This window comes from Paraburkholderia acidisoli (assembly GCF_009789675.1).
In the GTDB taxonomy this organism is placed as follows: domain Bacteria; phylum Pseudomonadota; class Gammaproteobacteria; order Burkholderiales; family Burkholderiaceae; genus Paraburkholderia; species Paraburkholderia acidisoli.
The window spans coordinates 1,104,827-1,130,085 of record NZ_CP046914.1 but is presented as its reverse complement, the minus strand read 5'-3'; the positions used below and the strand labels follow the sequence as shown (position 1 = coordinate 1,130,085).

Annotated in this window: 24 protein-coding genes; 14 read left to right on the top strand and 10 right to left on the bottom strand. The window is 66.2% G+C overall.

Annotated features, from left to right (window positions below):
* Window positions 1–45: 45 nt before the first annotated feature.
* From FAZ98_RS19145 to FAZ98_RS19135, 3 genes are all read left to right on the top strand, one after another.
* On the top strand, window positions 46–1,338 hold the full coding sequence (locus tag FAZ98_RS19145; RefSeq protein ID WP_158952876.1) for an NAD(P)/FAD-dependent oxidoreductase: 1,293 nt from the start codon (window positions 46–48) through the stop codon (window positions 1,336–1,338).
* A complete protein-coding gene (locus tag FAZ98_RS19140; protein ID WP_158952874.1) occupies window positions 1,338–2,642 on the top strand; it encodes an NAD(P)/FAD-dependent oxidoreductase in 1,305 nt (434 codons plus the stop codon). The genes FAZ98_RS19145 and FAZ98_RS19140 overlap by 1 nt, the downstream gene beginning before the upstream one ends.
* A gap of 137 nt (window positions 2,643–2,779) precedes the next feature.
* Window positions 2,780–3,754, top strand: coding sequence for an aldo/keto reductase (locus FAZ98_RS19135; RefSeq protein ID WP_158952872.1), 975 nt, complete (start codon window positions 2,780–2,782; stop codon window positions 3,752–3,754).
* Window position 3,755: 1 nt separating this feature from the next.
* On the opposite strand, the gene pdxR is transcribed toward FAZ98_RS19135, so the two are convergent.
* A complete protein-coding gene (gene pdxR, locus FAZ98_RS19130) occupies window positions 3,756–5,297 on the bottom strand; it encodes a MocR-like pyridoxine biosynthesis transcription factor PdxR (RefSeq protein WP_407672077.1) in 1,542 nt (513 codons plus the stop codon).
* 119 nt (window positions 5,298–5,416) lie between these two features.
* Here pdxR and FAZ98_RS19125 point away from each other — a divergent pair, with 119 nt between their 5' ends.
* The 3 genes from FAZ98_RS19125 to FAZ98_RS19115 all read left to right on the top strand — a co-directional run bounded on the left by FAZ98_RS19125 (window position 5,417) and on the right by FAZ98_RS19115 (window position 7,559).
* Window positions 5,417–5,878: a GNAT family N-acetyltransferase gene (locus FAZ98_RS19125; RefSeq protein WP_158952870.1), complete on the top strand. Its 462-nt coding sequence runs from the start codon at window positions 5,417–5,419 to the stop codon at window positions 5,876–5,878.
* Between the two features lie 269 nt (window positions 5,879–6,147).
* Window positions 6,148–6,507 carry a DUF3564 domain-containing protein gene (locus tag FAZ98_RS19120; RefSeq protein ID WP_158952869.1) on the top strand — a complete coding sequence of 120 codons (360 nt, stop codon included), beginning with the start codon at window positions 6,148–6,150 and terminating at the stop codon, window positions 6,505–6,507.
* A gap of 242 nt (window positions 6,508–6,749) precedes the next feature.
* Complete coding sequence (locus tag FAZ98_RS19115; protein ID WP_158952867.1) at window positions 6,750–7,559, top strand: DNA/RNA non-specific endonuclease; 810 nt, start codon at window positions 6,750–6,752, stop codon at window positions 7,557–7,559.
* A 19-nt stretch (window positions 7,560–7,578) separates the two neighbouring features.
* Here the strand turns inward: FAZ98_RS19115 and FAZ98_RS19110 are convergent, their stop codons facing one another.
* Both FAZ98_RS19110 and FAZ98_RS19105 read right to left on the bottom strand, forming a co-directional pair.
* The gene (locus tag FAZ98_RS19110) at window positions 7,579–8,154 is read right to left on the bottom strand and encodes a BPSL1445 family SYLF domain-containing lipoprotein (RefSeq protein ID WP_158952866.1); all 576 of its coding nucleotides are present in this window, start codon (window positions 8,152–8,154) and stop codon (window positions 7,579–7,581) included.
* A 76-nt stretch (window positions 8,155–8,230) separates the two neighbouring features.
* Entirely contained in the window at window positions 8,231–9,163 is a 933-nt protein-coding gene (locus FAZ98_RS19105) for a M23 family metallopeptidase (protein ID WP_158952864.1), read from the bottom strand.
* A gap of 366 nt (window positions 9,164–9,529) precedes the next feature.
* Here FAZ98_RS19105 and FAZ98_RS19100 point away from each other — a divergent pair, with 366 nt between their 5' ends.
* Window positions 9,530–9,790 carry a hypothetical protein gene (locus FAZ98_RS19100; RefSeq protein ID WP_158952863.1) on the top strand — a complete coding sequence of 87 codons (261 nt, stop codon included), beginning with the start codon at window positions 9,530–9,532 and terminating at the stop codon, window positions 9,788–9,790.
* Window positions 9,791–9,820: 30 nt separating this feature from the next.
* On the opposite strand, the gene FAZ98_RS19095 is transcribed toward FAZ98_RS19100, so the two are convergent.
* From FAZ98_RS19095 to FAZ98_RS19085, 3 genes are all read right to left on the bottom strand, one after another.
* Entirely contained in the window at window positions 9,821–11,062 is a 1,242-nt protein-coding gene (locus tag FAZ98_RS19095; RefSeq protein ID WP_158952861.1) for a dienelactone hydrolase family protein, read from the bottom strand.
* 135 nt (window positions 11,063–11,197) lie between these two features.
* Entirely contained in the window at window positions 11,198–11,839 is a 642-nt protein-coding gene (locus FAZ98_RS19090; RefSeq protein ID WP_158952859.1) for an HAD family hydrolase, read from the bottom strand.
* Between the two features lie 135 nt (window positions 11,840–11,974).
* Complete coding sequence (locus tag FAZ98_RS19085) at window positions 11,975–12,718, bottom strand: Crp/Fnr family transcriptional regulator (RefSeq protein WP_158952857.1); 744 nt, start codon at window positions 12,716–12,718, stop codon at window positions 11,975–11,977.
* A gap of 266 nt (window positions 12,719–12,984) precedes the next feature.
* On the opposite strand from FAZ98_RS19085, the gene FAZ98_RS19080 reads away from it, so the two are divergent.
* Window positions 12,985–13,533 (top strand): Mpo1 family 2-hydroxy fatty acid dioxygenase, encoded by a 549-nt coding sequence (locus tag FAZ98_RS19080; RefSeq protein ID WP_158952855.1) that lies wholly within the window; start codon window positions 12,985–12,987, stop codon window positions 13,531–13,533.
* Between the two features lie 132 nt (window positions 13,534–13,665).
* Here FAZ98_RS19080 and rarD read toward each other — a convergent pair whose 3' ends face one another.
* Window positions 13,666–14,559, bottom strand: a complete 894-nt coding sequence (gene rarD, locus FAZ98_RS19075; RefSeq protein ID WP_158952853.1) for an EamA family transporter RarD — start codon at window positions 14,557–14,559, stop codon at window positions 13,666–13,668.
* 461 nt (window positions 14,560–15,020) lie between these two features.
* Between rarD and egtD the strand changes: the two genes are divergently transcribed.
* Window positions 15,021–16,010, top strand: coding sequence for an L-histidine N(alpha)-methyltransferase (egtD, locus tag FAZ98_RS19070; RefSeq protein ID WP_158952851.1), 990 nt, complete (start codon window positions 15,021–15,023; stop codon window positions 16,008–16,010).
* A 104-nt stretch (window positions 16,011–16,114) separates the two neighbouring features.
* Here the strand turns inward: egtD and FAZ98_RS19065 are convergent, their stop codons facing one another.
* Complete coding sequence (locus FAZ98_RS19065; protein WP_158952850.1) at window positions 16,115–16,411, bottom strand: acylphosphatase; 297 nt, start codon at window positions 16,409–16,411, stop codon at window positions 16,115–16,117.
* A 163-nt stretch (window positions 16,412–16,574) separates the two neighbouring features.
* Here FAZ98_RS19065 and hpnA point away from each other — a divergent pair, with 163 nt between their 5' ends.
* Together hpnA and FAZ98_RS35650 are read left to right on the top strand one after the other, a co-directional pair.
* On the top strand, window positions 16,575–17,597 hold the full coding sequence (gene hpnA / locus FAZ98_RS19060) for a hopanoid-associated sugar epimerase (protein ID WP_158952848.1): 1,023 nt from the start codon (window positions 16,575–16,577) through the stop codon (window positions 17,595–17,597).
* Between the two features lie 200 nt (window positions 17,598–17,797).
* Window positions 17,798–18,517, top strand: a complete 720-nt coding sequence (locus tag FAZ98_RS35650) for a hypothetical protein (RefSeq protein WP_233272740.1) — start codon at window positions 17,798–17,800, stop codon at window positions 18,515–18,517.
* 91 nt (window positions 18,518–18,608) lie between these two features.
* Here the strand turns inward: FAZ98_RS35650 and FAZ98_RS19050 are convergent, their stop codons facing one another.
* Window positions 18,609–19,784 carry a glycosyltransferase gene (locus FAZ98_RS19050; RefSeq protein WP_158952846.1) on the bottom strand — a complete coding sequence of 392 codons (1,176 nt, stop codon included), beginning with the start codon at window positions 19,782–19,784 and terminating at the stop codon, window positions 18,609–18,611.
* Complete coding sequence (hpnC, locus tag FAZ98_RS19045; RefSeq protein WP_158952844.1) at window positions 19,781–20,650, bottom strand: squalene synthase HpnC; 870 nt, start codon at window positions 20,648–20,650, stop codon at window positions 19,781–19,783. Before hpnC ends, FAZ98_RS19050 begins: the two co-directional genes overlap by 4 nt.
* A gap of 545 nt (window positions 20,651–21,195) precedes the next feature.
* On the opposite strand from hpnC, the gene ispH reads away from it, so the two are divergent.
* From ispH to FAZ98_RS19030, 3 genes are all read left to right on the top strand, one after another.
* Window positions 21,196–22,140, top strand: coding sequence for a 4-hydroxy-3-methylbut-2-enyl diphosphate reductase (gene ispH, locus FAZ98_RS19040; RefSeq protein ID WP_158952842.1), 945 nt, complete (start codon window positions 21,196–21,198; stop codon window positions 22,138–22,140).
* Between the two features lie 11 nt (window positions 22,141–22,151).
* Window positions 22,152–23,303, top strand: a complete 1,152-nt coding sequence (gene hpnH / locus FAZ98_RS19035) for an adenosyl-hopene transferase HpnH (protein WP_158952840.1) — start codon at window positions 22,152–22,154, stop codon at window positions 23,301–23,303.
* Between the two features lie 578 nt (window positions 23,304–23,881).
* The gene (locus FAZ98_RS19030; protein ID WP_158952838.1) at window positions 23,882–25,243 is read left to right on the top strand and encodes an autotransporter strand-loop-strand O-heptosyltransferase; all 1,362 of its coding nucleotides are present in this window, start codon (window positions 23,882–23,884) and stop codon (window positions 25,241–25,243) included.
* Window positions 25,244–25,259: the final 16 nt, after the last annotated feature.

The window sequence follows — 25,259 nt, the reverse complement described above, 5'->3', positions numbered from 1 at the left end:
GCGGGCGACCCGCGTCGTTCAGTGGCCACCCGCCGCGCTTTCTCTATGCTCAAATTCGCGAATCAACCGCACGCGCCTTCGTGGTACGCGGCCACCGTCAACGACACCACGCCGCATTCCGCGCTCGAAGGCTCGCAGCACGCCGATGTCTGCGTGATCGGCGCGGGGCTAACCGGCGTATCGGCCGCGCTCAATCTCGCCGAGCGCGGTTATTCCGTTGTCCTGATCGAAGCATCGCGCGTGGGATGGGCCGCGAGCGGGCGCAACGGCGGGCAATTGATCGGTGGCTTTGCCTGCGGCATGGACACGTTCGCGCAATACATGCCGGAAGCCGACGTGCGTCTGATGTGGGGCATGGGCCAGGAAACGCTCGAGATCGTGAAGCGCCGCGTGGCACAGCATCGGATCGACTGCGCCTTGACCGAAGGCTATTTCACCGCCGCGAACAAGCCACGCGACACGCATGCGTTACAGCAATGGCGCGACGAGGCCGCGCGACGCTTCGGCTATCACGGCTTCCGTTATGTCGATGGCGAAGGCGTGCGCGAGTTCGTGCAATCCGCGCGCTATCCCGGCGGCCTCTACGATCCCGATAGCGGCCACCTGCATCCGCTCAACTACACGCTCGGGCTCGCGCGTGCCGCGAGCGCTGCGGGCGTGTGCATCTACGAGAACTCGCCGGTCACGCGCTTGCGCGAGGCGCGTGGCGCGCACGTCGTCGAAACCGCGCGCGGCAACGTGCGTGCGAAGTTCGTCGTGCTCGCGTGCAACACCTTCGTAGGCGATCTCGCGCCCGCGCTCGCCCGCAAGATCATGCCCGTGGGCACCTACGTGATCGCCACGAAACCGCTCGGCGCGCAACGCATGAGCGAACTCATGCCCGCGCAGGCGGCCGTGTGCGACAGCCGCTTCGTGCTCGACTACTTCCGGCCTGCACCCGACACGCGTTTGCTGTGGGGCGGCAAAGTGAGTTATTCCACTTTCGCGCCGCCCGACCTCGGCGCGGCCATGCGCCGCGACATGCTGAAGACGTTTCCGCAACTCGCCGACGTCCAGATCGATTACGCATGGGGCGGCTACGTCGACATCACCATGAATCGCGCGCCGCATTTCGGCCGCCTCTCGCCCAACGTGTATTTCGCGCAAGGCTTCTCCGGCCACGGCGTGAACACCACGGGGCTCGCGGGCCAGTTGATCGCCGAAGCCATCCACGGCCAGGCCGCGCGCTTCGATCTGTTCGGCAAGATCCGTCACCGCGATTTCCCCGGCGGCGCTACACTGCGTACCCCTGCGCTCGTCCTCGCGATGGCGTGGTATCGAATGAAGGATCTGCTTTGATGACACTCGACCTCGACGCCCAGGCGGACGCCCTCGCCCGCCACTCGTACTACGAAGCCACCGCCACGCGCCCCGCCGCCGACGACCCCGTGCTCGAAGGCACGCTCGACGCCGACGTGTGCGTGATCGGCGCGGGCTTCGCCGGGCTCTCGGTCGCGCTGGAATGCCGCGCGCGCGGCATGTCGGTGGTCGTGCTCGACGCGCATCGGCCGGGCTGGGGCGCCTCGGGCCGCAACGGCGGCCAGACGCTGGTGGGTTTCGCGAAAGACGACGTGCTCGAACAGCAGCTCGGCGCGCGCGGCATTCGTGCGGCCTGGGCGTTGTCGGTCGAAGGCGTGAACCTCGTGCGCGAGCGCATTGCGCGTTACGGCATCGACTGCGATTTCACGCCGGGCTACGTGACCGTGGCAACCAGACCGAAACGCGTGCCCGACCTGCGCGCGTGGATGGATGCCGCGCACAAGCGTTGGGGCTACGACCGCCTCGAGTGGCTCGACACCGACGCCACGCGTGCGCACGTGGCCTCGCAGCGCTACATCGCGGGCGTGTTCGATCCTGTCTCCGGACACCTGCATCCGCTCAAATACTGCCTGGGTCTCGCCGATGCCGCACGCCGCGAAGGCGCCCGCCTGTTCGCGCATTCCCGCGCCACCGAAGTCGTGCGCGGCGCGCAACCCGTCGTGAAGACGGCGCACGGCGAAGTGCGCTGCCGCTTCGTGGTGTCGTGTTGCAACGCCGCGCCCGGCGGCGTGCTGCCCGAAGCCGTGGCCGCGCGCATCGCGCCCATCGCCTCGTACATCATCGCCACGGAACCGCTCGGCCGGGACCTGGCCAACTCGTTGATCGCGCAACGTTCTGCCGTGTGCGACAACAACTTCTTTCTCGACTACTTCCGCGTTTCCGCCGACGACCGCATGCTGTTCGGCGGCCGCGCCGACTCCACCAGCGCGGCGCCCGACCAACTCGCCGCCGCGATGCAGGCGCGCATGACCGGCGTGTTCCCGCAACTCGGGCACGCACGCGTGGAATACGCGTGGGGCGGTTTCGTCGACGTCACGCGCAATCGCGCCCCCGACTTCGGCGCCGTCGATCCGAACTACTTCTACGTGCAGGGCTTTTCCGGTCACGGCGTGGCGCTCACGGGCATTGCCGGGCGCGTGGTGGCGCAGGCCATCGCCGGCGAACACGCCGCGTTCGACCTGTTCGCGAAGCTGCGTCACGCGCGCTTTCCGTTCGGCCCGGCATGGCGGCGGCCCGCGCTCGAGATCGGCATGCTGTATCACCGCGTGATGGAGATGTTCTGAGCGGCGCGCGGCAAGCGATGGCGGCCTGCACGAAAGGCCGCGCTGTTATACCCTTGCGAAAGTTCGCGGCGCGCGCCATGCGCGCCGCGTTGCTTTCAATCGGCTAAACACTTGGCCAACCGCAAGGAGCAACAGCAATGGACTACGTCAGGTTCGGCTCGACAGGGCTGGAAGTTTCGCGCCTTTGTCTCGGCTGCATGACCTACGGCGTGCCCGAGCGCGGCACGCACCCGTGGACGCTCAATGAAGACGCGAGCCGTCCGCTGATCCGCCAGGCGCTCGATGCCGGCATCAACTTCTTCGACACCGCGAACACGTATTCGGACGGCACCTCCGAAGAAATCGTGGGCCGCGCGCTGCGCGACTTCGTGAAGCGCGACGACGTCGTGCTCGCCACCAAGGTCTTCAACCGCATGCGTCCGGGCCCGAACGGTCAGGGCTTGTCGCGCAAGGCCATTTTTGCCGAAATCGACAACAGCCTGAAGCGCCTCGGCACCGACTACGTCGACCTCTACCAGATTCACCGCTGGGACTACAACGTGCCCATCGAGGAAACGCTGGAAGCGCTGAACGATGTCGTGAAGGCGGGTAAGGCGCGCTATATCGGCGCTTCGTCCATGTACGCGTGGCAGTTCAGCAAGGCGCTCTACACGTCGCGCGAACATGGCTGGACCGAGTTCGTCAGCATGCAGGATCACGTGAACCTGCTGTATCGCGAGGAAGAACGCGAAATGCTGCCGCTGTGCGCGGATCAAGGCGTGGCCGTGATGCCGTGGAGCCCGCTCGCGCGCGGCCGTCTCACGCGTGACTACAACGCCACCAGCGAGCGCGAGGAAAGCGACACGTTCGGCAAGACGCTCTATGGCGCCGACGCCGACCGCGCGATTATCGAGGCCGTGGCGAACATTGCGAACGCACGCGGCGTCTCACGCGCGCAAATCGCGCTCGCGTGGCTGCTGAACAAGCCCGTGATCACCTCGCCGATCATCGGTGCTTCGAAGCCCAAGCATCTCGAAGACGCCGTGGCCGCGCTCTCGATCAAGCTCACCGAAGAAGAGATCAAGGCGCTCGAGTCGCCGTATCTGCCGCACGCCGTCGCGGGACACAAGTAAGTCACTGCGCCCGCAGACACTCGTGCACCACGCGCGCGAGTGTCTGCATCAGCGTGTCGGCGGCGGCGGGCGAGGTTTCCGCATAGCCGAGCAAAAAGCCGTTGTAATGCGCGGCGGCGGCATCCATGCAAAACGCGCTCAGCGGTGAAAGAAACAGACCGTGCGCGCGCGCGGCGTGGCTCACGTCGACATCGGCCAGCGGCGCGTCGAGGCGCACGCTCAAATGCATGCCGCCCGCGTCGGCGGAAATAGTCAGGATTCCTTGTAGATGTTTGCCGATGGCGGCCACGAGGCCGTCGCGACGTTCTTCGTAGAGCTTGCGCATGCGCCGCAAATGGCGCGCGTAACGGCCGCTTTCGATGAAGTCCGCCAGCGCGAGCTGTTCGGTCACGCGCCCCTGGCGCGCGAGTGTGCGATGCGCGGTCGCGATCTGCGCGGCCACGCCGGGCGGCACGATCATGAAGCCGAGCCGCAACGCGGGAAACAGCGTCTTGCTGAAGGTGCCGAGATAGATCACGGGGGCGTCGTCGGCGAGACCCTGGATCGAGGGCAGCGGCGGGCCGTCGTGGCGCAACTCGCTGTCGTAGTCGTCTTCCACGATCCACGCGCCGCATGCACGCGCCGCGTCGAGCATGGCAAGCCGCCGCTCGAGGCTCAATACGCAACCGAGCGGATACTGATGCGACGGCGTGAGATAGACGAGGCGCGGCGGCTGCGTTTGCCAGTCTTGCGCGCTCGCGGCCATGCCCGCGGCATCCACGGCAATGGGCACGAGTTGCAGCGCCGCCGCCGCGAACGCCACCCGCGCGCCCAGGTAACCGGGGTTCTCGATCCACACGCGTTCGCCCGCGTCCGCGAACAAACGCGCACAAAGGTCGAGGCTCGTTTGCGTGCCGTCGGTGACGAACACCTGCTCAGGCTGGCAGCGCACGCCGCGCGAGACGCGCACGTACTGCGCGATGGCCTGGCGCAATTCCGGCAGGCCCGCGCTGTCGCCGTAGCCGAGATCGCTTGCGCGCACGTCGCGCGACGCCCGCTCGACGGCACTGCGCCACTGCGCGAGCGGGAACGCATCGAGCGCGGGCGTGCCGGGACGCAGCGCCGTGGGGCCCGCGTGACTCGGGCGGCGCGGCGGCAGCGCGCGAGCGCGACGCGAAAGCAAGGGCGCCTCGGCCTCGTGCGGCGGGGGCTTCGGTTCGCGCGACGACGCACCATTGGCCGGGTCCGCGCCAACCGTGCGAATCCTGTGCATCGTGCCGTTCGTGCCGGTCGCGCCGGTCGCCAACTTGACGGCATTGACAACGGAGCCATGCCGCGTTGCGCTCACGAAACCCTCTTCCACCAGACGCTCGTACGCATAGAGCACCGAATTGCGCGCAATGCCCAGTTGCTCCGCGAGCGCACGGCTCGAAGCGAGCCGCGTGCCGCAACCGATATCGCCGTCGAGAATCGCGCGGCGCAGGCTCTCGTACAGCAAATCCTGCTGCGTGAGCTTGCGCACGGCGCGCTCCGCGTAGGCGGCCATCATCAACGCGTAGTCCAAGCTCGTGGCTCCATGTTTCGTGGTTTTGGTGGGGCTAACAATGGTGCCACAGATCCCTTACGCTTCGACACCGTTATGCGTTACCGCATCCTCTTCATCAACACCGCCAGGAGACTGCCATGACCGAAGCGCTCACCGTACGCGCCGTCACCCCCGCCGACTACGACGCATGGCGTCCGCTCTGGGACGGCTACAACCGCTTCTACGGACGCTTCGACGCCACCGCGTTGCCCGAACCCATCACGCGGATCACGTGGTCGCGTTTCTTCGACGGCTACGAACCCATGCATGCGCAGGTCGCGGAACGCGGCGGCCGCCTGCTCGGTCTCGTGCATTTCATTTATCACCGCCACACGCTGCTCGACGGGCCGATCTGCTATTTGCAGGATCTCTTCACCGCTGAGGACGCGCGCGGCCAGGGCGTCGGGCGCGCGTTGATCGAGGCCGTCTATGCGCACGCCAAAGCGTCGAACTCGGCGCGCGTGTACTGGCACACGCACGAAAGCAATCACACGGCCATGCGTCTTTACGACGACGTGGCGGTGAAGCCGGGCTTCGTGATGTATCGGCAGGACGTGTGAGGCGCATTCGCGGAAGCGATTCGAGCCGCATGAAAAACAGGCAACGTTCGCGACCCATCACCGGAATCGCGTGAATGATCGGCTCCAAAAATCAAATGGAGTCCGAACGTTCATGCCGAACTTTCGCGCCACGACAATGCCTCATGAATGCGCGATGCGAGCGCGACAATTCGCCGTACACGTGCGTGTCACGAGGAGCTTGCTTGTCGGCGTACACATCCTAGACTGTGGAATTGCCAGCGCGAAAAAGCCCAACTTCCGGAGATGCCATGCGACTTACGATCTTGATCAACGGTTCCGATCCGACCGTCAATCATGACTATGCGGTGCTCTGGCTCGACACCGACCAGCGCCGCTGGTCGCGCGAGTCTCACGAAGGGATCGACCTGCCCGAATGGGGTGAAGTACGCGACGTGGACGGCATCACGTCGCTGTGCGCGCCGCTCGAAAGCGAGCCGCTGTGCACGCTGCGCGGCCTGCACGTGAATCGCCGCCAGGAAATCAGTTCCGCGCACGGCGACGCCACCTGGGCGTGCGAACGTTCGCGCGCGCAAATGGCAGGCCAGTGGCGCCTGCAAGCGGTGGATCGCCAGGTGGTACGCGCGGAGAATGCGCTGTTCGCCGGTTGATTTGCCGTTGATCTGCCGAAACGTTTGTCGATCTGACTGATTGCTGTACGCCCACGTCGCCATGCGACGTCGCGGCTTCCGAACATCCGCACGAACGCCCGCTCTGGCAGCGGGCGTTTTTTCGTCCCCGATCGCTTTCGCCGATGCCCATTGCGTGACGCCGCGCAGCGTTGCGGTCTGCACGCGCCCGATGGCGCCCGCTATACTTGCAGCCCGCCTGATTCCTCCCCATCAGTCTTTCGATGAAGAAGCTGTTCGCCTCGTTCGTATCCACCGCGAAATTCGCGTTGTTTGCCGCTTCGTTCGCCGCCGCGAGCCACGCCCACGCCGCGCCGGCCTGCTCGAGTTTCGTGCCCGATGGTCAGTTCCCGACGCTCACGAACGCGCGCATGGCGCCGAAAACGCGTCTGCTCTGCTATTCCGATTTCGTCGTGCTGCACTCGGGCATCACGCACGGCCCGCTGTGGTCGGCGGAACATCTCACGCGCGATCATCTGGAAGATGCGAAAGACATGACGCGCACGAATCGGTTCTTCGAGGACGACCGCCTGCCCGCTGGCGAAGGCGCGACGCTGGCCGACTACAAGCGCAGCGGTTTCGATCGCGGCCACATGAGCCCGGCGGGCAATCGCTGGAATCCGCAGGCCATGGCGGAATCGTTCTCGCTGGCGAATATCGTGCCGCAGAATCGCGAGAACAATCAGCGCTTGTGGGCGCGCATCGAAACGGCCGTGCGCAAGCTCGCGAGCCAGTACGGCGAGGCGTATGTCGTGACCGGCCCGTTGTTCACGGGCGCGCAATTGCAAACGATTGGGGCGACGCGCGTGCTGGTGCCCACGCAGATCTTCAAGGTCGTGTACGTGCCGTCGCGGCAACTGGCGTTTGCGATCGTCGCCGATAACACCGCCGAAAACCGCTATGCCGTGCGCCCCGTGCGCGACCTGGAAACGCAGAGCGGCATGGCGTTCCCCGGCATTCCCGCGAACGTGGCGGCCAAGACCAACGTGTCCTTCAACGGCAACCGTTTTACCGTGAGCCGCTGGGGCTTTTGAGCGCTCGCCGCGCGCCTGGCTAGAGATCGAGCCGCGACACCTTCGAGCCTTCGAGCGACACGCCAGCCATGAGGCCCGCGTTGGTGAGCACGAAGGCTTCGATCGGGTTGATCGCCGTATTGGTGTCCACGCTGCCGTTGGCGCCCATCTTCACCACGGCGACGGTCGCGTCGGCGCCCACTTTCCAGCCGCTGCTGCGCTTGAAGCGGTCGAGCGCGGTGCGCGTCATGAACGCATAAACGATGGTGCGCGACTGCGCGCCGATCTGCGCGCCGAACGAGCCGCCCATCGTCGAGAAATAGCCGAGCGTGCTGCCTTCCGCGCGCAACGCGCCGCGCCCGTACTCCGCGCCGATCACGAAGCCCGCGCCCACCACGTCGGGAAACACGAGCACGCCGCGCGCCTTGGCGATGAGTTCGTACGAGCCCGGCACCGTGCGATAGAGACGCGAGAGCGCTTCGTCCACGCCTGCGTCGATTTCGCGACGCGCGGCGGTGTTGTTGGCGGACGACGACGGACCCGTGGTCGTGCAGCCCGCGGCGGCGGCGAGCCACGCTGCGCCCAGCGAGCCGGTGAGAAAGGTTCTTCTGTTCATGCGGTTTCGTCTTCCTGAAACGACTGTTCCGACGCTGGCCGGTGATTGCCCATCCGGGCGGTAACGCGTGCCGCCCTTACCGCGGCAACTGCGAAAGCGGGTCCACGGGCTTGCCGTCTTCGCGCATCTCGAACACGAGCGTGGCTTTGCCTGCGCTGTCCGTCGCGCTCGCGGCGATGACCTCGCCTTGCTTCACGGCGTCGCCCTGCTTCACCAGCAGTTTGCCATTGCGGCCGTAGGCGGTGATCAAATGCGCGTCGTGTTTCACGATGACGAGCCGGCCATACGACTTGATGCCGCTGCCCGCATAGACCACGCGACCGGGCGCGACGGCCCTGACGTCCTGTCCCGCCGGCCCGGCGATCACCACGCCCTTCGACTTTGCCGTGAACGGCTGCGCGACGCTGCCTTCGATCGGCCAGACGAAGCGCGGGCTGCGGGCCTCGGTGCGGGCTTTCACCTCGGCTTTGACTTCGGCCCTGGGTTCCGCTTTGGGCTCGGCTTTGGCGCTGTTCACAGCGACCTTCGGCGCGACAGAAGCCGCATTCGACGGCGCCGATGTCGCCGCCGCTTTGGCCACGGGCGCAACCGCTGCCGCACTCGCTGCACCGGCCACGACCGGCGGCGCCACGCGCAGCAGTTGTCCGGTCTGGATCTTCGCGTCGGTGGGCAGCTTGTTCCAGCTTGCGACGTCGGCGGGACGCTGGTTGTGCGCCTTGGCCACGCGATACAACGTGTCGCCGGGTTTCACGCGATACAGGCCGGACGTCCCCGCCGCGCGCTCCGCACCCGCGTTCGCGCCACCGATCGGCGCGACGACGACGGGCGAAGCCACCGGCACCGGCGACGTTTCCACGCTGAGCGGCGTGCCCTTCGCGCCCGCGCCGGGCGATGCCTGCGAGGTGTCGCCGCCCGACGTGCGCCAGGGCGTGATCGTGCAGGCGCTCAATGCCAACGTGACGCCCAGCAACGCCGCGACCCCGGCGAAGCTCGTGGCGGCAACGCGCATGTGAAGCTCCGCGCGCACCGTCACGCCCGCGCTTCCACGTGTTGCGCGGCGCAACCCGCGTCGCCGGCGCGCGCTAATTGATCCAGCATTCCCATCGATGACTCCCTGCCCTGCGGGCGCGATTCGCGCCGGTCGGCGCAAGTGCGTCATCATCACTGGTTTGCCCGTTCACGCTGCGGTTTAGCGCGCGCGGTTTGATGTGCATCAGCACGTCGAAAGCCATGTCATCTTGCGCTGACCTTGACGTAACAAAGTTCGCCAATCGACGTAGGAAATGAGGAAGCGCGGACGGGTATTCGACGCGCCCACGCGCGGCTTCCTATAATGCGGGCCGCACCATCGCGCACGGCACAAGGAGAATCGACGATGTTCGACGCATACGCAAACGACGCAGACGTCCTCAACGTTCAAGGCGACGCGCTCACGCTCAGCAACGGCAGCACGCGCGTGACGCTCGAAGGCACGCTGGCGATCACGCGCGACAAGCGCGGGCTCGCGGCCGCGCTCGCGCTCAAGGCCGCCATCGACGACATCGTGAAGAAGTTGCAGGCCGACCCGCACTTGCCCGCCAGGGTCGCCGACGAGCCGGACGCGAAACCCGGCGTCGTCGATAACCCGTTCAACTGAGCGGCGCGCCAGGCGCGCGCGCCGCGTGCGTCAAAACGGCTTGCCTTCGCTCTCGCTCCACGCGCGCGCCATCAGCGTGTTCGACGGCAGCGTTTCGTCGAGCAGTTTCTTCGCGGCTTGCGCGCCCGCGATCGGCAGGCCGGTGGGATCGATCGCCCCGATCTGCGCCAGCACCGAAGCCTGATCCCAGTAGATGTGCTCGTTGTAGAGCTTGTTGCCGCGGAAGCAGATCACGGCCAGCATGGGCACTTCGAAGTAACGGCCCGTGGGTTTCAGGCCCGGCAGCAGCCAGTCGATCTCGCGGTCGTGCGTGCAGCAGAAGATGAATTCGTCGACCACGCGATCCGAGCCGATCGTGCGCGAGATCGGGATCAGGCGCGTGTCCGCGGGATTCGAGTGCACGAAATGATGCGTGTAGAAGCGCTTGAGTTCGTCGTGACCCACGCCGCCCGTCATCGTCGGGATATGGTTGACGTAGGGCTCGGCGACCATCGTCGGCATCACGTCGTCGGGATTGCGCGCGACGAACTCGTGATAGCAATGCTCTTCCCAGAGCGCGTTGAAGTCGTAGATCGGGCCAAGCACGCGGCGCAACATGGCGAGCGTGCGCGAGTACGCCATCATCGTCGCGGCCTTGTCGAAGCTCGGGCGCGCGGGTGAAGCGAACGCGTGATCGCAGCCCGGATACGTGTACAGCTCCACGCCCGGTTGGTCCGCCAGCGCCTGGGCGATGCGCTCGCGCGTGGCGGCGTCGCAATGGGCGTCTTCCGCGCCGAAGTGCAGCATGAGCGGGCACTGAATGCGCGCGGCTTCGTCGAGATAATTTTCCAGGCCGACAGCGTAATAACCGATCGCGCAGTCCACGTCCGTGCGCGTGGCGGCCAGATAGGCGAGCCGTCCGCCCAGGCAGAAGCCCACCGTGCCCACCTTGCCGCGATGCTGCGGATGCGCGCGCAGCGCAGCGATCGTCTGCGCGACGTCCTGCATCGCGAGATCGACGTCGAACCGTTCGTAGAGCGAGTACGCCTTCTGCGCGTCGGCGCCTTCGTAGCCGAGGTCGACGTTCGGCTCCAGGCGCCAGAACAGGTCGGGCACCATCACCACGTAGCCTTCCTCGGCGTAGCGGTCGGCGAGCGCGCGCATCGTGCCGTTCACGCCGAAAATCTCCTGCAACAACACGAGGCCGGGACCGCTGCCCTCGGGCGGCAGCGCCGTGTAGGCGCGAAACTCGCCGCCGTCGCGCGACTTCACCTGGGTCCATTGTCCGCTCATGGGTGTCTCCTTGTTGGGGTGTGGGGCGCTGGTTGGCGCGATGGCTTCGATACTTCAGTGATTCGGTGATTCGGCGCTGCGGCGCTTCCAGCCGCCTCCGCCAGGCGTTGGCGACGCACCGGCAGTGAGTGGCAATCAGGCCCGGCCGAATCCGCCGTTCGGCAGCAGCGCGGGCAACGGCGCCTGGCCGCGTATCCACGCGTGCTGCGCGAGTTCGGCCATTTCACGGTCGCCGCGGCTGTCGCCGTAAGCGTACAGCGTGGCGGGAGCGTTCGCGCCCCACCACGCGCGCAGCCGCGCGACTTTCTCCGGGCCCCAGCAGTTTTGCCCGGCGAGGTGCCCGGCATACACGCCGTCGCGCCAGGCCAGTTCGCTCGCCAGCACCGTGTCGATACCCACAGTGAGCGCCCACTTACGCAGATAAATCGACGGCGACGCGCTCACGAGCACGACCTCGTGGCCGAGCGCGCGATGTTCCTGCACGCGCGCGAGCATCTCCGGGCGCAGCAGCGCGGGCAGTTTTTCGTCGACGAAACGCTGCGCCGCCGCTTCGAGCGTCTCGCGGCGCACGGCGCCCAGCGCGGCGTAGAGAAAGCGCGCCTTGGTGGGCCCGCGCTGCGACCAGCCCGGTTTGATGCCGATGAGCCACGGCAGGCAGCGCAGCGCGGCCATCACGAAGCGCGCCGGTCCGGCGGTGTCGAGCATGAAGGCGCGGAAGCTGTCGGTGGTGGTGATGGTGCCGTCAAAGTCGAAGGCGGCGACGACGCGGTCGGTCATGTGTCGTGTCAAGAAAGAGAAAGAAGAAAGTCGGTCTGGCGTCAGTCGCCAACGGGATTGGGGGCGCAAATCGCGGGGACATTGTCGGCGCAAACGCGAAGCGTCCGCAATGCGCGACGCGATGTGAGCGCTCGCTCACTGCGCATGCCGCGCCAGGCCGTCCGCATCGACGATCTCGATTTCGCCGTAGCGCAGCGCGAGCAGCCCTTCCCGCTCGAACTGGCGCAGGATCTGGTTCACCGTCTGGCGCGACAGCGCGAGCATGAGCGCGAGTTGCTCCTGCGGCACGTTCACGACGCGGCGCGCGGCGGCTTCGCCGTATTCGTCGGCGAGCAGCAGCAAGCGGCGCGCGACGCGGGCGGCGGCGGGCAGCAGCGCGGTCTCCTCGATGGCGTCGAACGCGAGGCGCAGCTTCTGCGCCAGCAACACGCCGAACGCGTGCCAATAGGCGGGCGTCGCGTCGAGCAAGGCGGCCAGCGCCGCGCGCGGCACGTGGAAGAGCGTCGCGTCGCGCTCGGCGTAGGCGTCGTGGGTGCGCACACCGCCGTCGAACAGCGCGATCTCGCCGAACCAGTGCGCCGGGCCGACCACGGCCAGCAGCGCCTCGCGTCCGCCGATCCCCGCCGCGCCCACGCGCACCGCGCCGTCGAGCACGCAGTAGAGGCCGTCGTCGGGGTCGCCGCGCATGAAAAGGCGCTCGCCCGCCTTGAGCGCGCGCACGCGGCCCGCGTGGCGCAACGCGTCGCGCAACGGCGCGGGCGCGGCGCGAAACCACGCGCTACGGTCGAGCGCCTGGGCGAGCTGGGCGTCTCGCGCGGCGTCGGACGAGATGGAACGTTCGGCGGAAGGTTCGGGCGGAGAATCGGCGGGAACGGTCATCGGGTCGGAAGCCAGCGCGCAATGCGTCGAGAGTGGAGGGTCGGGAAACGTCGGCGGCGAATGTTGGTGGCGGATGTTGGTGGCGAATAACGTTGGCGAAGACCGGTGGCGAATGAGCGGCGAAAATCGGCGGCCATACGCGATTCAGGCCTGTATCGGCGAAACAACCCGCGCAGCCCGGGTGAAAACCCGCAATTGTCGGGCAGGCGAAGGTCTGCGCCCGGCCGCCCGTCGATCATAATGATTTTGGAGACAGAGAGGCACCCATGCGAAACCTGACCGAGCAACTGACGCAATACGCCGCCTATCATCGCGATACGCGCAATATCGGTACGCATTTCGTCGGCATTCCGCTGATCGTGCTGGCGCTCGCGGTGCTGCTTTCGCGTCCCGCGTTCGCCGTAGGCGCGGCGGGCAGTGCCGTGAGCGTCTCGCCCGTGTGGCTCCTGTTCGGCGCGGCCACGCTCTATTATCTCGTGCTCGACGTGCCGCTCGGGCTGATGATGGCCGTGGTGTCGGCGCTGTGCGTGGCGTTCGGCGGCTGGGTCGCGCCGATGAGCACGGCGGCGTGGCTCGGCACGGGCGTGGGCCTGTTCGTGATTGGCTGGATCTTCCAGTTCGTCGGCCACATTGCGTGGGAGCACCGCAAGCCCGCGTTCGTCGACGACGTGATCGGCCTCATGATCGGGCCGCTGTTCGTGCTCGCCGAGGCGCTGTTCAGCGTGGGCTGGCGCCCCGCGCTGCGCGAGGCGATCGAGGCGAAGGTCGGCCCCACCCGCATCAATCCGCCGCGCGAACAGGCCGCGCGGTCGTGAGGCCGCAGGCGTGGGCGCGCGCCACCGACGCTCGCTGAAAGCCGCCGCACGCCACCGGCGTGCGCCATCGACATCGATTGTCGTGGCCGCAACGCACGCCCGGCACGCCGCGAGCCGCGTGTCGAAAGCGCGTCAGCGCGACAAGCGCACGAGCCGCGCGCCGTGCAGCGCCGTGAGCGCCACCGCCAGCCAGATCGGCACATAGGTCGCGAGCTGGCGCGCGCTCAGGTGCTCGCCGAGCATCGTCACCGAAACGACCACGAGCAACACCGGCTCGACGTAGCCGAGAATGCCGAACAACGCCATCGGCAGCAGGCGGCTCGCCTTCAGATACGACGCGAGCGCGACCGTGCTCAGCACGCCCAGGCCCGGCAGCAGCACGAACGCGAGAAAGCGATGCGCGTCGAGCTGCGCGAGCGAACCGCCCGCGCGCACTTCGATCACGGCCACCGGCACGAGCAGCAGCATTTCCACGGCGAAAACGACGAGCGAATCGGCCTGAATCCTGCGGCGCAGCACGAAATACGGCGGATAGCCGAAGGCGACCAGCAGCGTCGGCCACGAAAACGCATGCGTCGCCCACAGTTCGTGCGCGCAGCCCACGGCCGCGCACGCGACCGCCATCCATTGCAGCGGTTCGAGCCGTTCGTGATAGTAGAAGCGCCCGACCAGCACCATGATCAGCGGCAGCAGGAAGTAGCCGAGCGAGACCTCGAGCAGGCGCCCGTGCAGCGGCGCCCACAGGAACACCCACAGTTGCGAGCCGAGCAGCGCCGCGCCCACCACGAGCGCGAGCAGCGTGCGCGGCTCCGTGACCATGCGCGCGAGCAGCGCGCGCAGTTGCGGCCCGCGCCGGCGCAGCAGCAGCAGCGCGAATGCGCCGGGCACGGTCCAGAGCACGCGCCACGCGAAGATGTCGAGACCGTCGAGCGGCGCGAGCAGCAGCGTATAGGCCGACATCAGCGCGAACAACGCCGAAGCGCCCGCGGAAAGCGCAATGCCGCGCCCAGGCTCATAGGTGTTCATGGGCGCGCTTCACGGCAAAGGAAACGGGAACGGCGAACGGTGCGCGCGGTGAAAGTGCGCACGGGTAAAAGCGTTGTCATTTGAATCGTTTATTGAATAAGACGCGCGGACGTGTCGTCCGTGGCGAGACCGCATTCTAGTCGGGTTCGCGCCGCGCGCGGGGACCGCCGCGCCTTGAATGGCCGGCGTGAGCGCGGCGGGCATGGACCATGCGGCACTTCGCGATTCGCAGCGCAACCGCCGATTTAGTCCGTGCAGATGCCGTGACGATGGACTAGAACGTAAGTCTCGCTGCGCCCGCGCGCCGCTGCCGGCCTTGTTGCCGCCCGGACGACGCCTTCGCCATTCGCTCGCGCGCCGCCTCGCAGCGGTCGACATCGTGTTCGACGCAACGAGGCAGGCCGCCGCGAATATGACGCCTCAAGACGCTTTCCGCATGTCCAACGCCCCCTGGAGCCCGCATGACCCTTCCTGCGCCCCGCCCCGCCGTTGCCGACCCCGCCCGTTCCAGCGCCAGCGAATTCGCCGCCGATGTGCGCGCGGGCCTCGCGCGCGCGCCGCAAAAGGAACTGCCCTCGAAGTATTTGTATGACGAAGTGGGCTCGGCACTTTTCGAAGTGATCACCGTGCTGCCCGAATACGGCGTCACGCGCAGCGAGGAAAAGCTGCTCACGCGCTACGCGAGCGAGATTGTCGAAGCGCTGCCCGCCGACGTGAAGGTGGCCGAACTCGGCAGCGGCAGCGGCCGCAAGACGCGCCGCATTCTCGAAGCGCTGTGCCGCAAGCGCCCGACCTCGTATTACCCCATCGAAATTTCGCGCGCCGCGTTGCAGCTTTGCCAACGCGAACTCGCCGACATCGAGCGCATTTCCATCGTCGGTTACGAGCGCGATTACCTCGCGGGTCTCGCCGAGGTGAGCCGCCAGCGCAAGCCCGGCGAACAGCTGTGCGTGCTGTTTCTCGGCAGCACGATCGGCAATTTCGTGCGCCTCGCGGCCACCCGCTTCCTGCGTGACATTCGCGCGATGCTGCGCCCCGGCGACACGCTGCTGCTCGGCACCGACCTCGTGAAACCCGTGGATACGCTGGTGGCCGCGTACGACGACGCGATCGGCGCGACGGCCGCGTTCAATCTGAACATCCTCTCGCGTATCAATCGCGAACTCGACGCCGACTTCGACCTGCACGACTTCGAGCATGTGGCGCGTTTCAATCCCGACGTGCGCAGCATCGAGATGCATTTGCGCGCCAAACGCGACGTGCATGTGCACGTGGGCGCGGCGCGTCTGGACATCGACCTGCAGGAAGGCGAGACGATCTGGACCGAAAGCAGCCACAAGTATCACGCCGACGAAATCCCCGCGATCGCCGCCGACGCGGGCTTCACCTGCGAGCATCAGTGGGTGGAGAAGGATTGGGGTTTCGCGGAGAGCCTGCTCGCCGTGCACTGAACGCGGAGTGGTTGATACGCGCATGCGCCAGAAAAAAAACGGTGCGCCACCTGGCTGGCGCACCGTTTTTTTACGTGCTTTTTTCGTCGATACCGCGCGCGACCTCAGTGCTGCTCGAAGCGCTCGTAGCGTTTTTCCGTGCGCTGCTCTTCGCTTTCCACCGAACTCACGCGCGCGGCGGGCGGCCCGTGACGCAGCCACGACAGCATGCGGTCGACCTGGTTCGCCGAGCCCTGGATCACGGCTTCGACCGAGCCGTCTTCGAGGTTCGCGACATAGCCGCGAATGCGCAGCGCGTGCGCCTGGCGCACCGTCGCGTGACGAAAACCCACGCCCTGCACCGTTCCACGCACGCGCACGTAGTACGTTTCGAGGCGCGCGTCCAGATCCGGTTCACTCATCGTTCGTTACTCCTGCTAGCTCTGCCGATACGGCGGCATTGTAGACGTCATCGCTCGCGCGCGCAGGCGGGCAGGATCGCGCGCGCCGCGTACAATCCGGTGCCACGCCATGACCCCACGGCGTTCTGAACCGCCGTTGATCACACCCGAAAGCGAATCTGCAATGACCGACACCTCCCGCGCCAACAAGGACCTCGTGCTGATCACCGGGGCGTCCGGCTTCGTCGGCTCGGCCGTCGCCCGCATCGCGCTGGACAAAGGCTACGCGGTACGCCTGCTCGTGCGCGCGACCAGCCCGCGCAAGAACTTCGAAGCGCTCGACGTGGAGATCGTCACGGGCGACATGCGCGACGCCGCCTCCATGCGCAAAGCCCTCGACGGCGTGCGCTATCTCTTCCACGTGGCCGCCGACTATCGCCTGTGGGCGCCCGACCCGCACGAGATCGAGCGCGCCAATCTCGAAGGCGCCGAGGCCACCATGCGCGCGGCGCTCGCGGCGGGCGTGGAGCGCATCGTCTACACGAGCAGCGTGGCCACGCTCAAGGTCACGAACTCGGGCAACTCCACGGACGAAACCTCGCCGCTCACGGCCGAACAGGCGATTGGCGTGTACAAGCGCAGCAAGGTGCTCGCCGAGCGCGCCGTGGAACGCATGATCGCGAACGACGGGCTGCCCGCCGTGATCGTCAATCCGTCCACGCCCATCGGGCCGCGCGACGTGAAGCCCACGCCCACGGGCCGCATCATCGTGGAAGCCGCCACCGGCAAGATTCCCGCTTTCGTCGATACGGGCCTGAACCTCGTGCATGTCGACGACGTCGCGAACGGCCACTTTCTCGCGCTCGAACGCGGCAAGATCGGCGAGCGCTACATCCTGGGCGGCGAGAATCTGCCGCTGCAGCAAATGCTCGCCGACATCGCGGGCATGGTGGGCCGCAAACCGCCGACAATCACGCTGCCGCGCTGGCCGCTGTACCCGCTCGCCATGGGCGCCGAAGCCGTGGCACGGTTCACGAAGCGCGAACCGTTCGTGACCGTCGACGCGCTGAAGATGTCGAAAAACAAGATGTATTTCACGTCGGCGAAAGCGGAGCGCGAACTCGGCTATCGCGCACGGCCGTATCGCGAAGGCTTGAAGGACGCGCTCGCGTGGTTCCGCGAGGCGGGGTATCTGAACGCCCGATAAGCGCCGCCAGGGCGCAAGATCGAGCGGTCGATAACGCGAAGGCGGCACGCAAGCAAGGCGCACTTTTAAGTCACTTTTATTGATCGCACGTCAACCCTACGTAATTTGTTACAACTTTTGTTTCAACATGCCTGCAACGGCAGGAAGGCATTGCGCGCGCGCTGCGGGTAAAATCGCCGGTCTTATTTGAGAAGCCACGCATGAATCTTCAAGACCAGATCGGCGTGCTCGAAGCGGGCGTCGATCAGCTCCTTCAGGCCGCCGCTGCCGCGCACAGCCCGCGCGCGGGCGTCCAAGCCGCCGCGGAACCGATCTCCGCACCGACCGAAACCGCCGCCGCCGCAGTGGGTAACGCCGTCGGAAATGCAGCCGGAAATGCAGCCGCGAACGACGCCGGGAATGGCGCTGCCCACGCCGCCAGCGCCACGGTCGATAGCGCCGACGCCGCCCCGGCGCCCGCCGCCGCACCGAACCACGAAGCCAACGCGCCGGGCCACGACACCGCGATCCCGCCAGCGCTCGAAGCCACCGCAACGGAAACCCCCGAAGTGACCGCAGAACCCGCCGCCCCCGCCGCCGAAGCCAACGCCGCCGCGGAACCCGAACTGCGCGTGGCGCGTCCTTCGCAGAACGAAATCACGCTCACGATCGGCGACCAGACGGTCACGCTCAATGCGCTGCAAGTGGGTCAGATGGTCGAGGAACTCGCCAACGCGCGCGCTTCGATGCAGCCCGAACCGCCGCCCGGCATTCCGCCCGGCTGGCGTTTCGTCTCGACGAAAAACCCCGTCATGGCCGTGCAGAAGCAGTCGAACGGCGACCGCCTGCTGGTGATGCGCCACACGGGTCACGGCTGGGTGCCGTTCACGTTCTCGCCCGACATGGTCGTGCAGATGTACATGATGCTCACGCAACGCTGAGCGCACGCATCGGCAGAATGCGCCGATAAAAAAAGCCGTCGGAAACGACGGCTTTTTTATTCTGGCGCGTAGCCAAGGGACAACGCGAATCTCAGCGTTGCACCGGCGCCTGCACGCGCGCCTTCCACTGGCCGCCCTTGCCGCGCCAGAAGCGCCACGCCGAGGCGAATGTCGCGCCCACGTAGAACAGCGCCACGAGCGGCAGGAACGGCGCCCACAGCGGCGAGCGGCGGTAGTACGCGAGCATGGGCGCGTAGGCGCAGCACATCAGCGCCCAGGCGAGCCACGCGGGCCAGCCCTGCGGCCCGAGCGCGAGCGCGATCACGGGCGGCGCGAGATAGATCACGGCCATGCCGAGCAGCGTGCCCGCGAGCTGCCATGCCGAGTAATGCAGCTGCGTGAACGCCGTGCGGGCGATCATGTTCCAGATGTCCTTCCACGAATCGTAGGGCCGCAGCGAAACGCTGTTCGCCGCCACGTCGAGCCGGATCGGATGACGCCCTTCGCCGCGATGCTTGATGCGCGCGGCGAGGCTGCAATCGTCGATGAGTTCGGCGCGAATCGACTCGATCCCGCCCGCCTCTTCGAGCGCCTTGCGCCGCACGAGCATCGTGCCGCCCGCCGCCGCCGCCGTCTTGTTGCGCGGATTGTTGACCCACGCGAACGGATACAGCTTCGCGAAGAAGAACACGAACGCGGGAATCAGCGCCTTTTCCCAGAACGAGTCGCAGCGCAGGCGCACCATCAGCGAGACGAGATCGCGGCCTTCCGCGAGCGCGCGCACCACGAGTTGCGCGACGGCCTCCGGCGGATGGCCGATGTCGGCGTCGGTGAGCAGGAAGAAGTCGGCGGGCAGGCCGAGCGTGCGCACGGCCTCGATGCCTTGCGACTGCGCCCACACCTTGCCCGACCAGCCGGCCGGCAGCGGCTTCGCGCCGATCACGCTGAGCTTTTCCGGGCATTGCAGCGCGAGCGCGGCGGCGCGCGCGGCTTCGGCGGTGCCGTCGGTGCTGTGATCGTCGATCACGACCACGTGGAACTCGCCGCCGTAGCGCTGCTCCAGCAACGAGGTCACCGCTTCGCCGATGGCGTCGGCTTCGTTGCGCGCGGGCACCACGGCGCAGACCGCGGGCCAGCCGCTGGCGGGTTCGACGAGCGGCAGCGGCGCGGCCGGGCGAGCGCGCCAGAAGCCGCCGCGCGCGAACACGAGCACGAGCCAGATCAGCAGCGAAAGACAGGAAACCGCGAACAGAATCAGCGTTGTCATGCGTTGTTACTCTCGATCGAAGGCGCGCGCACGCCCACCCGGCGCGACAGCCACATGGTGGCCGTGCGCATCAGCACCACGGCCCAGTCGGTGAAACGCAGCGCCGGGCGCGCGCGGAAAACGTCGTAGCCGTTGCGCTCGATCACTTCGAGCAGGCGCAGGCCGCCGTGCACGACGCTGCACAACTCCAGCCCGAAGCGGCCCGGCACGCGCAGCGCGAGCGGCGCGCCGCTCAGCATGAGCGCGCGCGCACGCGCGACCTCGTTGGCCATCAACGCGCGCCAGCTCTTGTCGACGACGCCCGCCGCGATCTGCGCTTCGGTCACGTTGAAGCGTTCGCGGTCGGCGAGCGGCAGGTACACGCGGCCGCGATGCCAGTCGGCGCTCACGTCCTGCAAAAAGGTGATGAGCTGCAACGCGGTGCAGATCGCGTCGGAGTCGGCGAGATTCTCGGGCGTGGCGGCATCGATCAGATGCAGCATGAGATGGCCGACCGGGTTCGCCGAGCGATGGCAGAAGTCGAGCAGCTCGAAATGGTCCGCGTAGCGCGTGGTATCCACGTCTTGATCGAACGCGGCGACCAGGTCGTAGAACGGCTCGAGCGGCAGCCGGCGCGTGCGCACCACACCCGCGAGCTTCGCGAACAGCGTGGGGTGCACGGGCGCCGGGCGCCCTTGGGCCACGGCGTCGAGGCCGTCGCGAAAATCGGCGAGGCGCCGGTGGCGTTCCTCGGGCAGCCAGTCGCCTTCGTCCGCGATGTCGTCGAGCGTGCGCGCGACGTGGTAGATCACGCCGACAGGCGCGCGCAGCGCCTTCGGCAGCAATACGCTCGCTACCGGAAAATCGTCGTAGTGGTCGGGTTCCATCGGGCGTCCAGAATGGGGTCGTATCCTCGCGTGCCATCCCGGCGCCGCGCAGGACGCGATAGTTTAAGGGCTTACGCGCTATGTTGCACCGCGCAAAGCAATCGCGTCCGCCGGATGCGCGTGCCGGTTCGCCATCGACCGGAATCGTGAAAACGCGCAAAAAGTCGGGCTTGACGAACAGTGCGGCGAGCTTGCGCAGCCTATATAAGGAGTATCGGCAGCAAATGTGGCAGGTTTAACCGCGATTGTTCTGACTTAATCGTCTTAATGGCGTGTGCCAAGGCGTAAGAATCCGTGTGAAATTCGTGTCGAATCAACGGAAAACGGCACACCCGGGCGGGCGGAACACCACGGCCGTCGCGTGGGCGCCGCACCCTGCCGCGCGCTAGTCAGCAAAGGCGCGGCGATGGAGTTAAAATGCGCCCTTGGTTTTTACTCCGTCACCGCTTTCGACGGATTTTTGCACCTTACTAAATAGACGTTGCGGCGATCGCGAGCCTGTTCCGGCTCGCTTCCAGACCGCAGCGGTCGGAGTTCTTCACCCTATGCGAGTGATCCTTGCCCAACCCCGCGGCTTTTGTGCGGGGGTTGTCCGCGCCATCGAAATCGTCGATCGCGCATTGCAGAAGCACGGCGCGCCCGTCTACGTGCGCCATGAGATCGTCCACAATCGTCACGTGGTCGAGAACCTGCGTAACAAGGGCGCCCGTTTCGTGGAAGAGCTGGACGAAGTGCCGGAAGGCGCCGTGGCGATCTTCAGCGCCCACGGCGTGGCGAAAACGGTGGAACGCGCCGCCGAGGAACGCGACCTCGACGTGCTCGACGCCACCTGCCCGCTCGTCACCAAGGTGCACGTGCAGGGCCGCCAGTACGTCGGGGCGGGCCGCACGCTGATCCTGATCGGCCACGCCGGTCACCCGGAAGTGGAAGGCACGATCGGGCAGATTCCCGGCAAGGTGCTGCTCGTGCAGAGCGAAGCCGACGTCGCGAAGCTCGATCTGCCGCTCGATGCGCCGCTCGCGTACGTGACGCAAACCACGCTGTCGGTGGACGACACGCGCGGCATCATCGACGCGCTGCTCGCGCGGTTCACCGACATCGTCGGTCCGGACACGCGCGACATTTGCTACGCCACGCAGAATCGCCAGGCGGCGGTGCGCGAGTTGTCGGATCGAGTGGAAGTCTTGCTCGTGGTGGGCGCAACGAATAGCTCGAACTCGAATCGCCTGCGCGAAATCGGCAGCGAAACGGGCGTGCCGAGCTACCTCGTCGCCGACGGTTCGGAAGTGAAGTCCGAGTGGTTCGCGGGCGTGCAGACCGTGGGTATCACGGCCGGCGCGTCGGCACCGGAAGAGATGGTCGAGAACGTGATCGACGCGCTGCGCGCGTTAGGGCCTGTCGAGGTGTCGACGATGGCGGGCCGTGAAGAAAAAGTCGAATTCAAGCTGCCGTCGAAGCTGTTGCAACCGCTCGTCGCACGCGAAGTTTAAGGAGGACACTCTTGTCTATTCCGCTGCTCCAGAAAGTCCGCGTTGGCGCCTACATCTTTCGCCAACATTTCGGCGGCAACAAACGCTACCCGCTCGCGCTCATGCTCGAGCCGCTGTTCCGCTGCAACCTCGCCTGTAACGGCTGCGGCAAGATCGACTATCCCGATCCCATCCTGAACCAGCGCCTGTCGCTGGCGGAATGCCTCGAAGCCGTCGACGAGTGCGGCGCGCCGGTCGTTTCCATCGCGGGCGGCGAGCCGCTGCTGCACAAGGAAATGCCGCAGATCGTGAAGGGCATCATGGCGCGCAAGAAGTTCGTGTATCTCTGCACGAACGCGCTGCTCATGGAAAAGAAGATGGACGACTACGAGCCGAGCCCGTACTTCGTCTGGTCGGTCCACCTGGACGGCGACCGCGAAGCGCACGACCACTCGGTCTCGCAGGAAGGCGTGTACGACAAGGCCGTCGCGGCCATCAAGGAAGCCAAGCGCCGCGGCTTCCGCGTGAACATCAACTGCACGTTGTTCAACGACGCGCAGCCGGAGCGTGTGGCGAAGTTCTTCGACACGGCGCACGCTATCGGCGTGGACGGCATCACGGTGTCGCCGGGCTATGCGTACGAGCGCGCGCCGGACCAGCAGCACTTCCTGAACCGCGACAAGACCAAGAACCTGTTCCGCGAAATCTTCAAGCGCGGCAACAACGGCAAGAAGTGGTCGTTCAGCCAGTCGAGCCTGTTCCTCGACTTCCTCGCGGGCAACCAGACCTACGAATGCACGCCCTGGGGCAACCCGGCGCGCACGGTGTTCGGCTGGCAAAAGCCCTGCTATCTGGTCGGCGAAGGTTATGTGAAGACCTTCAAGGAACTGATGGAAACCACCGAGTGGGACAAGTACGGCACGGGCAAGTACGAGAAGTGCGCGGACTGCATGGTCCACTGCGGCTTCGAGGCCACCGCCGTGATGGACACCGTGGCGCATCCGCTCAAGGCGCTGAAGGTCGCGATGACCGGCCCGAAGACCGAAGGCGCATTCGTGAAGGACATCCCGCTCGAAGGCGCGCGTCCGGCCGAATACGTGTTCTCGCGTCACGTCGAGATCAAGCTCGAAGAGATCAAGCACTCGGCCAAGACGAAGAAGCCGGTCACGGTCGCGGCAAGCTAAAACCCGCTTCCATACCGGTTTAAAAAAGGGCGCAACGGTTTATCCGCTGCGCCCTTTTTATTTGGCGAATGCGCTTCGCATAAGGCAGTTATAATCGGCGTATTCAAAGCATTAATGCGCAATAACCCGTAGCGCAAAAATTACATGCGAGCCGCCGCACTCAAAAAATAAACGCACGCGGTAAAACTTGCTGTATCCTCATTTTCACTGAGTCTCGCGCGCAATCACCCGCGCGCGTCATCCGGCTCTTTCCCGCCTTACGCGGCCCGCGCCGCCAGCCTTTCCCAGCCGCCCCCGCAAGCCTGCACGGCACTTTATTTTTTCGGCCAGCCCTCAAGTTCCAAATTCTTACGCCGATTACGCGTGCGTGTAACACCGCTCTGGATTTTCATCTGCCAATTAAAAGCCACATATGCCATCAAATCCACGTTGCTGGCCAATGTAATCTAACTGAAAATCTTTGAGCCGTATTAAGCACCAGCCAGTCATGGATTAACCGACCTCAACTGGAGCCATACCGCAAGTCCCGCCGTTAATCATTGATTAGCGCCGGTTCTCTTCCAGTTCTGGTCTGACACATGACTGCTTCGATTCCCCACGAAATCCTTGCCGTGCCCGCGGCAGGCGATCACGCGTCCACGGGCGCAAACGCTGTCGTTCCCGCCTTCGTACCGGCTGTACCCATCGCCGGTCCGGTTTCCGCCAGCGCGCCGGCCAAACCGCCGTTCCCGCGACCCGCGCCCGTGCCCACGCAGGAAGCGCTGCAAGGCGTGCGTTTCGATTTCAACGACGGCTGCCGCGTGGTGCTGCCCGAAGGCGAATGGCACGTCGTGCTGCGCGACTACGAAACCGACAACGTGCTGTTCGAAACCGATATCGGCGCGGGCACCGTGGCGAGCGCGAAAAAATACTTCGTGCCGTTCGAAGTGCAGATCCAGCAGCGCGGCAAGCACGCCGACGCCGCCTTCATCCATCGCTACGACGCGAAGGACCGCGAGGTGCTGATCCAGTTTCCGGTGGGCACGCTCGGCGACCTGATGGGCTGGTTCCCGTACGCGGTGAAATTCCAGCGCCAGCACGGCTGCAAGCTGACCTGCGCGATGGGCGCGCTGATCGCGCCGCTGTTCCGCCGCGCGTATCCCGAGATCGAGTTCGTCACGCACGAAGACGTGCAGCCCGAGCGCTATTACGCGACCTACAACGTGGGTCTCTTCTTCGACGACGTGAACCACGTGTTCCAGCCCGCCGACTTCCGTCACGTGGGATTGCATCGCACGGCCGGCCACATTCTGGGCGTCGATCCCGAAGAGATGCGCCCGGAACTCGTGCTGAAGGACGAGAGCCGCCCGATCGAGGAGCGCTACGTCTGCATCGCCGTGCAAAGCTCGACGCAGTGCAAGTACTGGAACCACCCCACGGGCTGGCGCGAGATCGTCGCCTTCCTCAAGGCGCAAGGCTATCGCGTGATCTGCATCGACCAGAAGGCCACGCACGGTTCGGGCCTCGTCTGGAATCACATTCCCCACGGCGCCGAAGATCAGACCGGCGACATGCCGCTCGAAGAACGCGCGCGCTGGCTGCGTCACGCCGACTTCTTTGTCGGGCTTTCCAGCGGCCTCGCGTGGCTCGCGTGGGCGTGCGCGACGCCGGTCGTGATGATCAGCGGCTTCACGATGGAGAACAACGAATTCCATACGCCGTTCCGCGTGATCAATTACCACGCGTGCAACGGCTGCTGGAACGACGCGAGCCAGCGCTTCGATCATCAGGACTTCTTCTGGTGTCCGCGCCACAAGGACACGCCGCGCCAGTTCGAATGCACGCGGCTCATCACGCCCGAGCAGGTGAAGCGCACGTTGCGGCGCATTCCCGGCTTCGGCGTGAATGCGGCGGCGGACGACGCGGCAAACGAAACGGCGATCGCGGAAGCGAACGCCTGACGCCAACGCAGCGAGC

Coding starts and splice junctions, on each gene's coding strand:
- FAZ98_RS19145 (WP_158952876.1), top strand. CDS start 46: ATGCTCAAATTCGCGAATCAACCGCACGCGCCTTCGTGGTACGCGGCC.
- FAZ98_RS19140 (WP_158952874.1), top strand. CDS start 1,338: ATGACACTCGACCTCGACGCCCAGGCGGACGCCCTCGCCCGCCACTCG.
- FAZ98_RS19135 (WP_158952872.1), top strand. CDS start 2,780: ATGGACTACGTCAGGTTCGGCTCGACAGGGCTGGAAGTTTCGCGCCTT.
- FAZ98_RS19125 (WP_158952870.1), top strand. CDS start 5,417: ATGACCGAAGCGCTCACCGTACGCGCCGTCACCCCCGCCGACTACGAC.
- FAZ98_RS19120 (WP_158952869.1), top strand. CDS start 6,148: ATGCGACTTACGATCTTGATCAACGGTTCCGATCCGACCGTCAATCAT.
- FAZ98_RS19115 (WP_158952867.1), top strand. CDS start 6,750: ATGAAGAAGCTGTTCGCCTCGTTCGTATCCACCGCGAAATTCGCGTTG.
- FAZ98_RS19110 (WP_158952866.1), bottom strand. CDS start 8,154: ATGAACAGAAGAACCTTTCTCACCGGCTCGCTGGGCGCAGCGTGGCTC.
- FAZ98_RS19105 (WP_158952864.1), bottom strand. CDS start 9,163: ATGCGCGTTGCCGCCACGAGCTTCGCCGGGGTCGCGGCGTTGCTGGGC.
- FAZ98_RS19100 (WP_158952863.1), top strand. CDS start 9,530: ATGTTCGACGCATACGCAAACGACGCAGACGTCCTCAACGTTCAAGGC.
- FAZ98_RS19095 (WP_158952861.1), bottom strand. CDS start 11,062: ATGAGCGGACAATGGACCCAGGTGAAGTCGCGCGACGGCGGCGAGTTT.
- FAZ98_RS19090 (WP_158952859.1), bottom strand. CDS start 11,839: ATGACCGACCGCGTCGTCGCCGCCTTCGACTTTGACGGCACCATCACC.
- FAZ98_RS19085 (WP_158952857.1), bottom strand. CDS start 12,718: ATGACCGTTCCCGCCGATTCTCCGCCCGAACCTTCCGCCGAACGTTCC.
- FAZ98_RS19080 (WP_158952855.1), top strand. CDS start 12,985: ATGCGAAACCTGACCGAGCAACTGACGCAATACGCCGCCTATCATCGC.
- rarD (WP_158952853.1), bottom strand. CDS start 14,559: ATGAACACCTATGAGCCTGGGCGCGGCATTGCGCTTTCCGCGGGCGCT.
- egtD (WP_158952851.1), top strand. CDS start 15,021: ATGACCCTTCCTGCGCCCCGCCCCGCCGTTGCCGACCCCGCCCGTTCC.
- FAZ98_RS19065 (WP_158952850.1), bottom strand. CDS start 16,411: ATGAGTGAACCGGATCTGGACGCGCGCCTCGAAACGTACTACGTGCGC.
- hpnA (WP_158952848.1), top strand. CDS start 16,575: ATGACCGACACCTCCCGCGCCAACAAGGACCTCGTGCTGATCACCGGG.
- FAZ98_RS35650 (WP_233272740.1), top strand. CDS start 17,798: ATGAATCTTCAAGACCAGATCGGCGTGCTCGAAGCGGGCGTCGATCAG.
- FAZ98_RS19050 (WP_158952846.1), bottom strand. CDS start 19,784: ATGACAACGCTGATTCTGTTCGCGGTTTCCTGTCTTTCGCTGCTGATC.
- hpnC (WP_158952844.1), bottom strand. CDS start 20,650: ATGGAACCCGACCACTACGACGATTTTCCGGTAGCGAGCGTATTGCTG.
- ispH (WP_158952842.1), top strand. CDS start 21,196: ATGCGAGTGATCCTTGCCCAACCCCGCGGCTTTTGTGCGGGGGTTGTC.
- FAZ98_RS19030 (WP_158952838.1), top strand. CDS start 23,882: ATGACTGCTTCGATTCCCCACGAAATCCTTGCCGTGCCCGCGGCAGGC.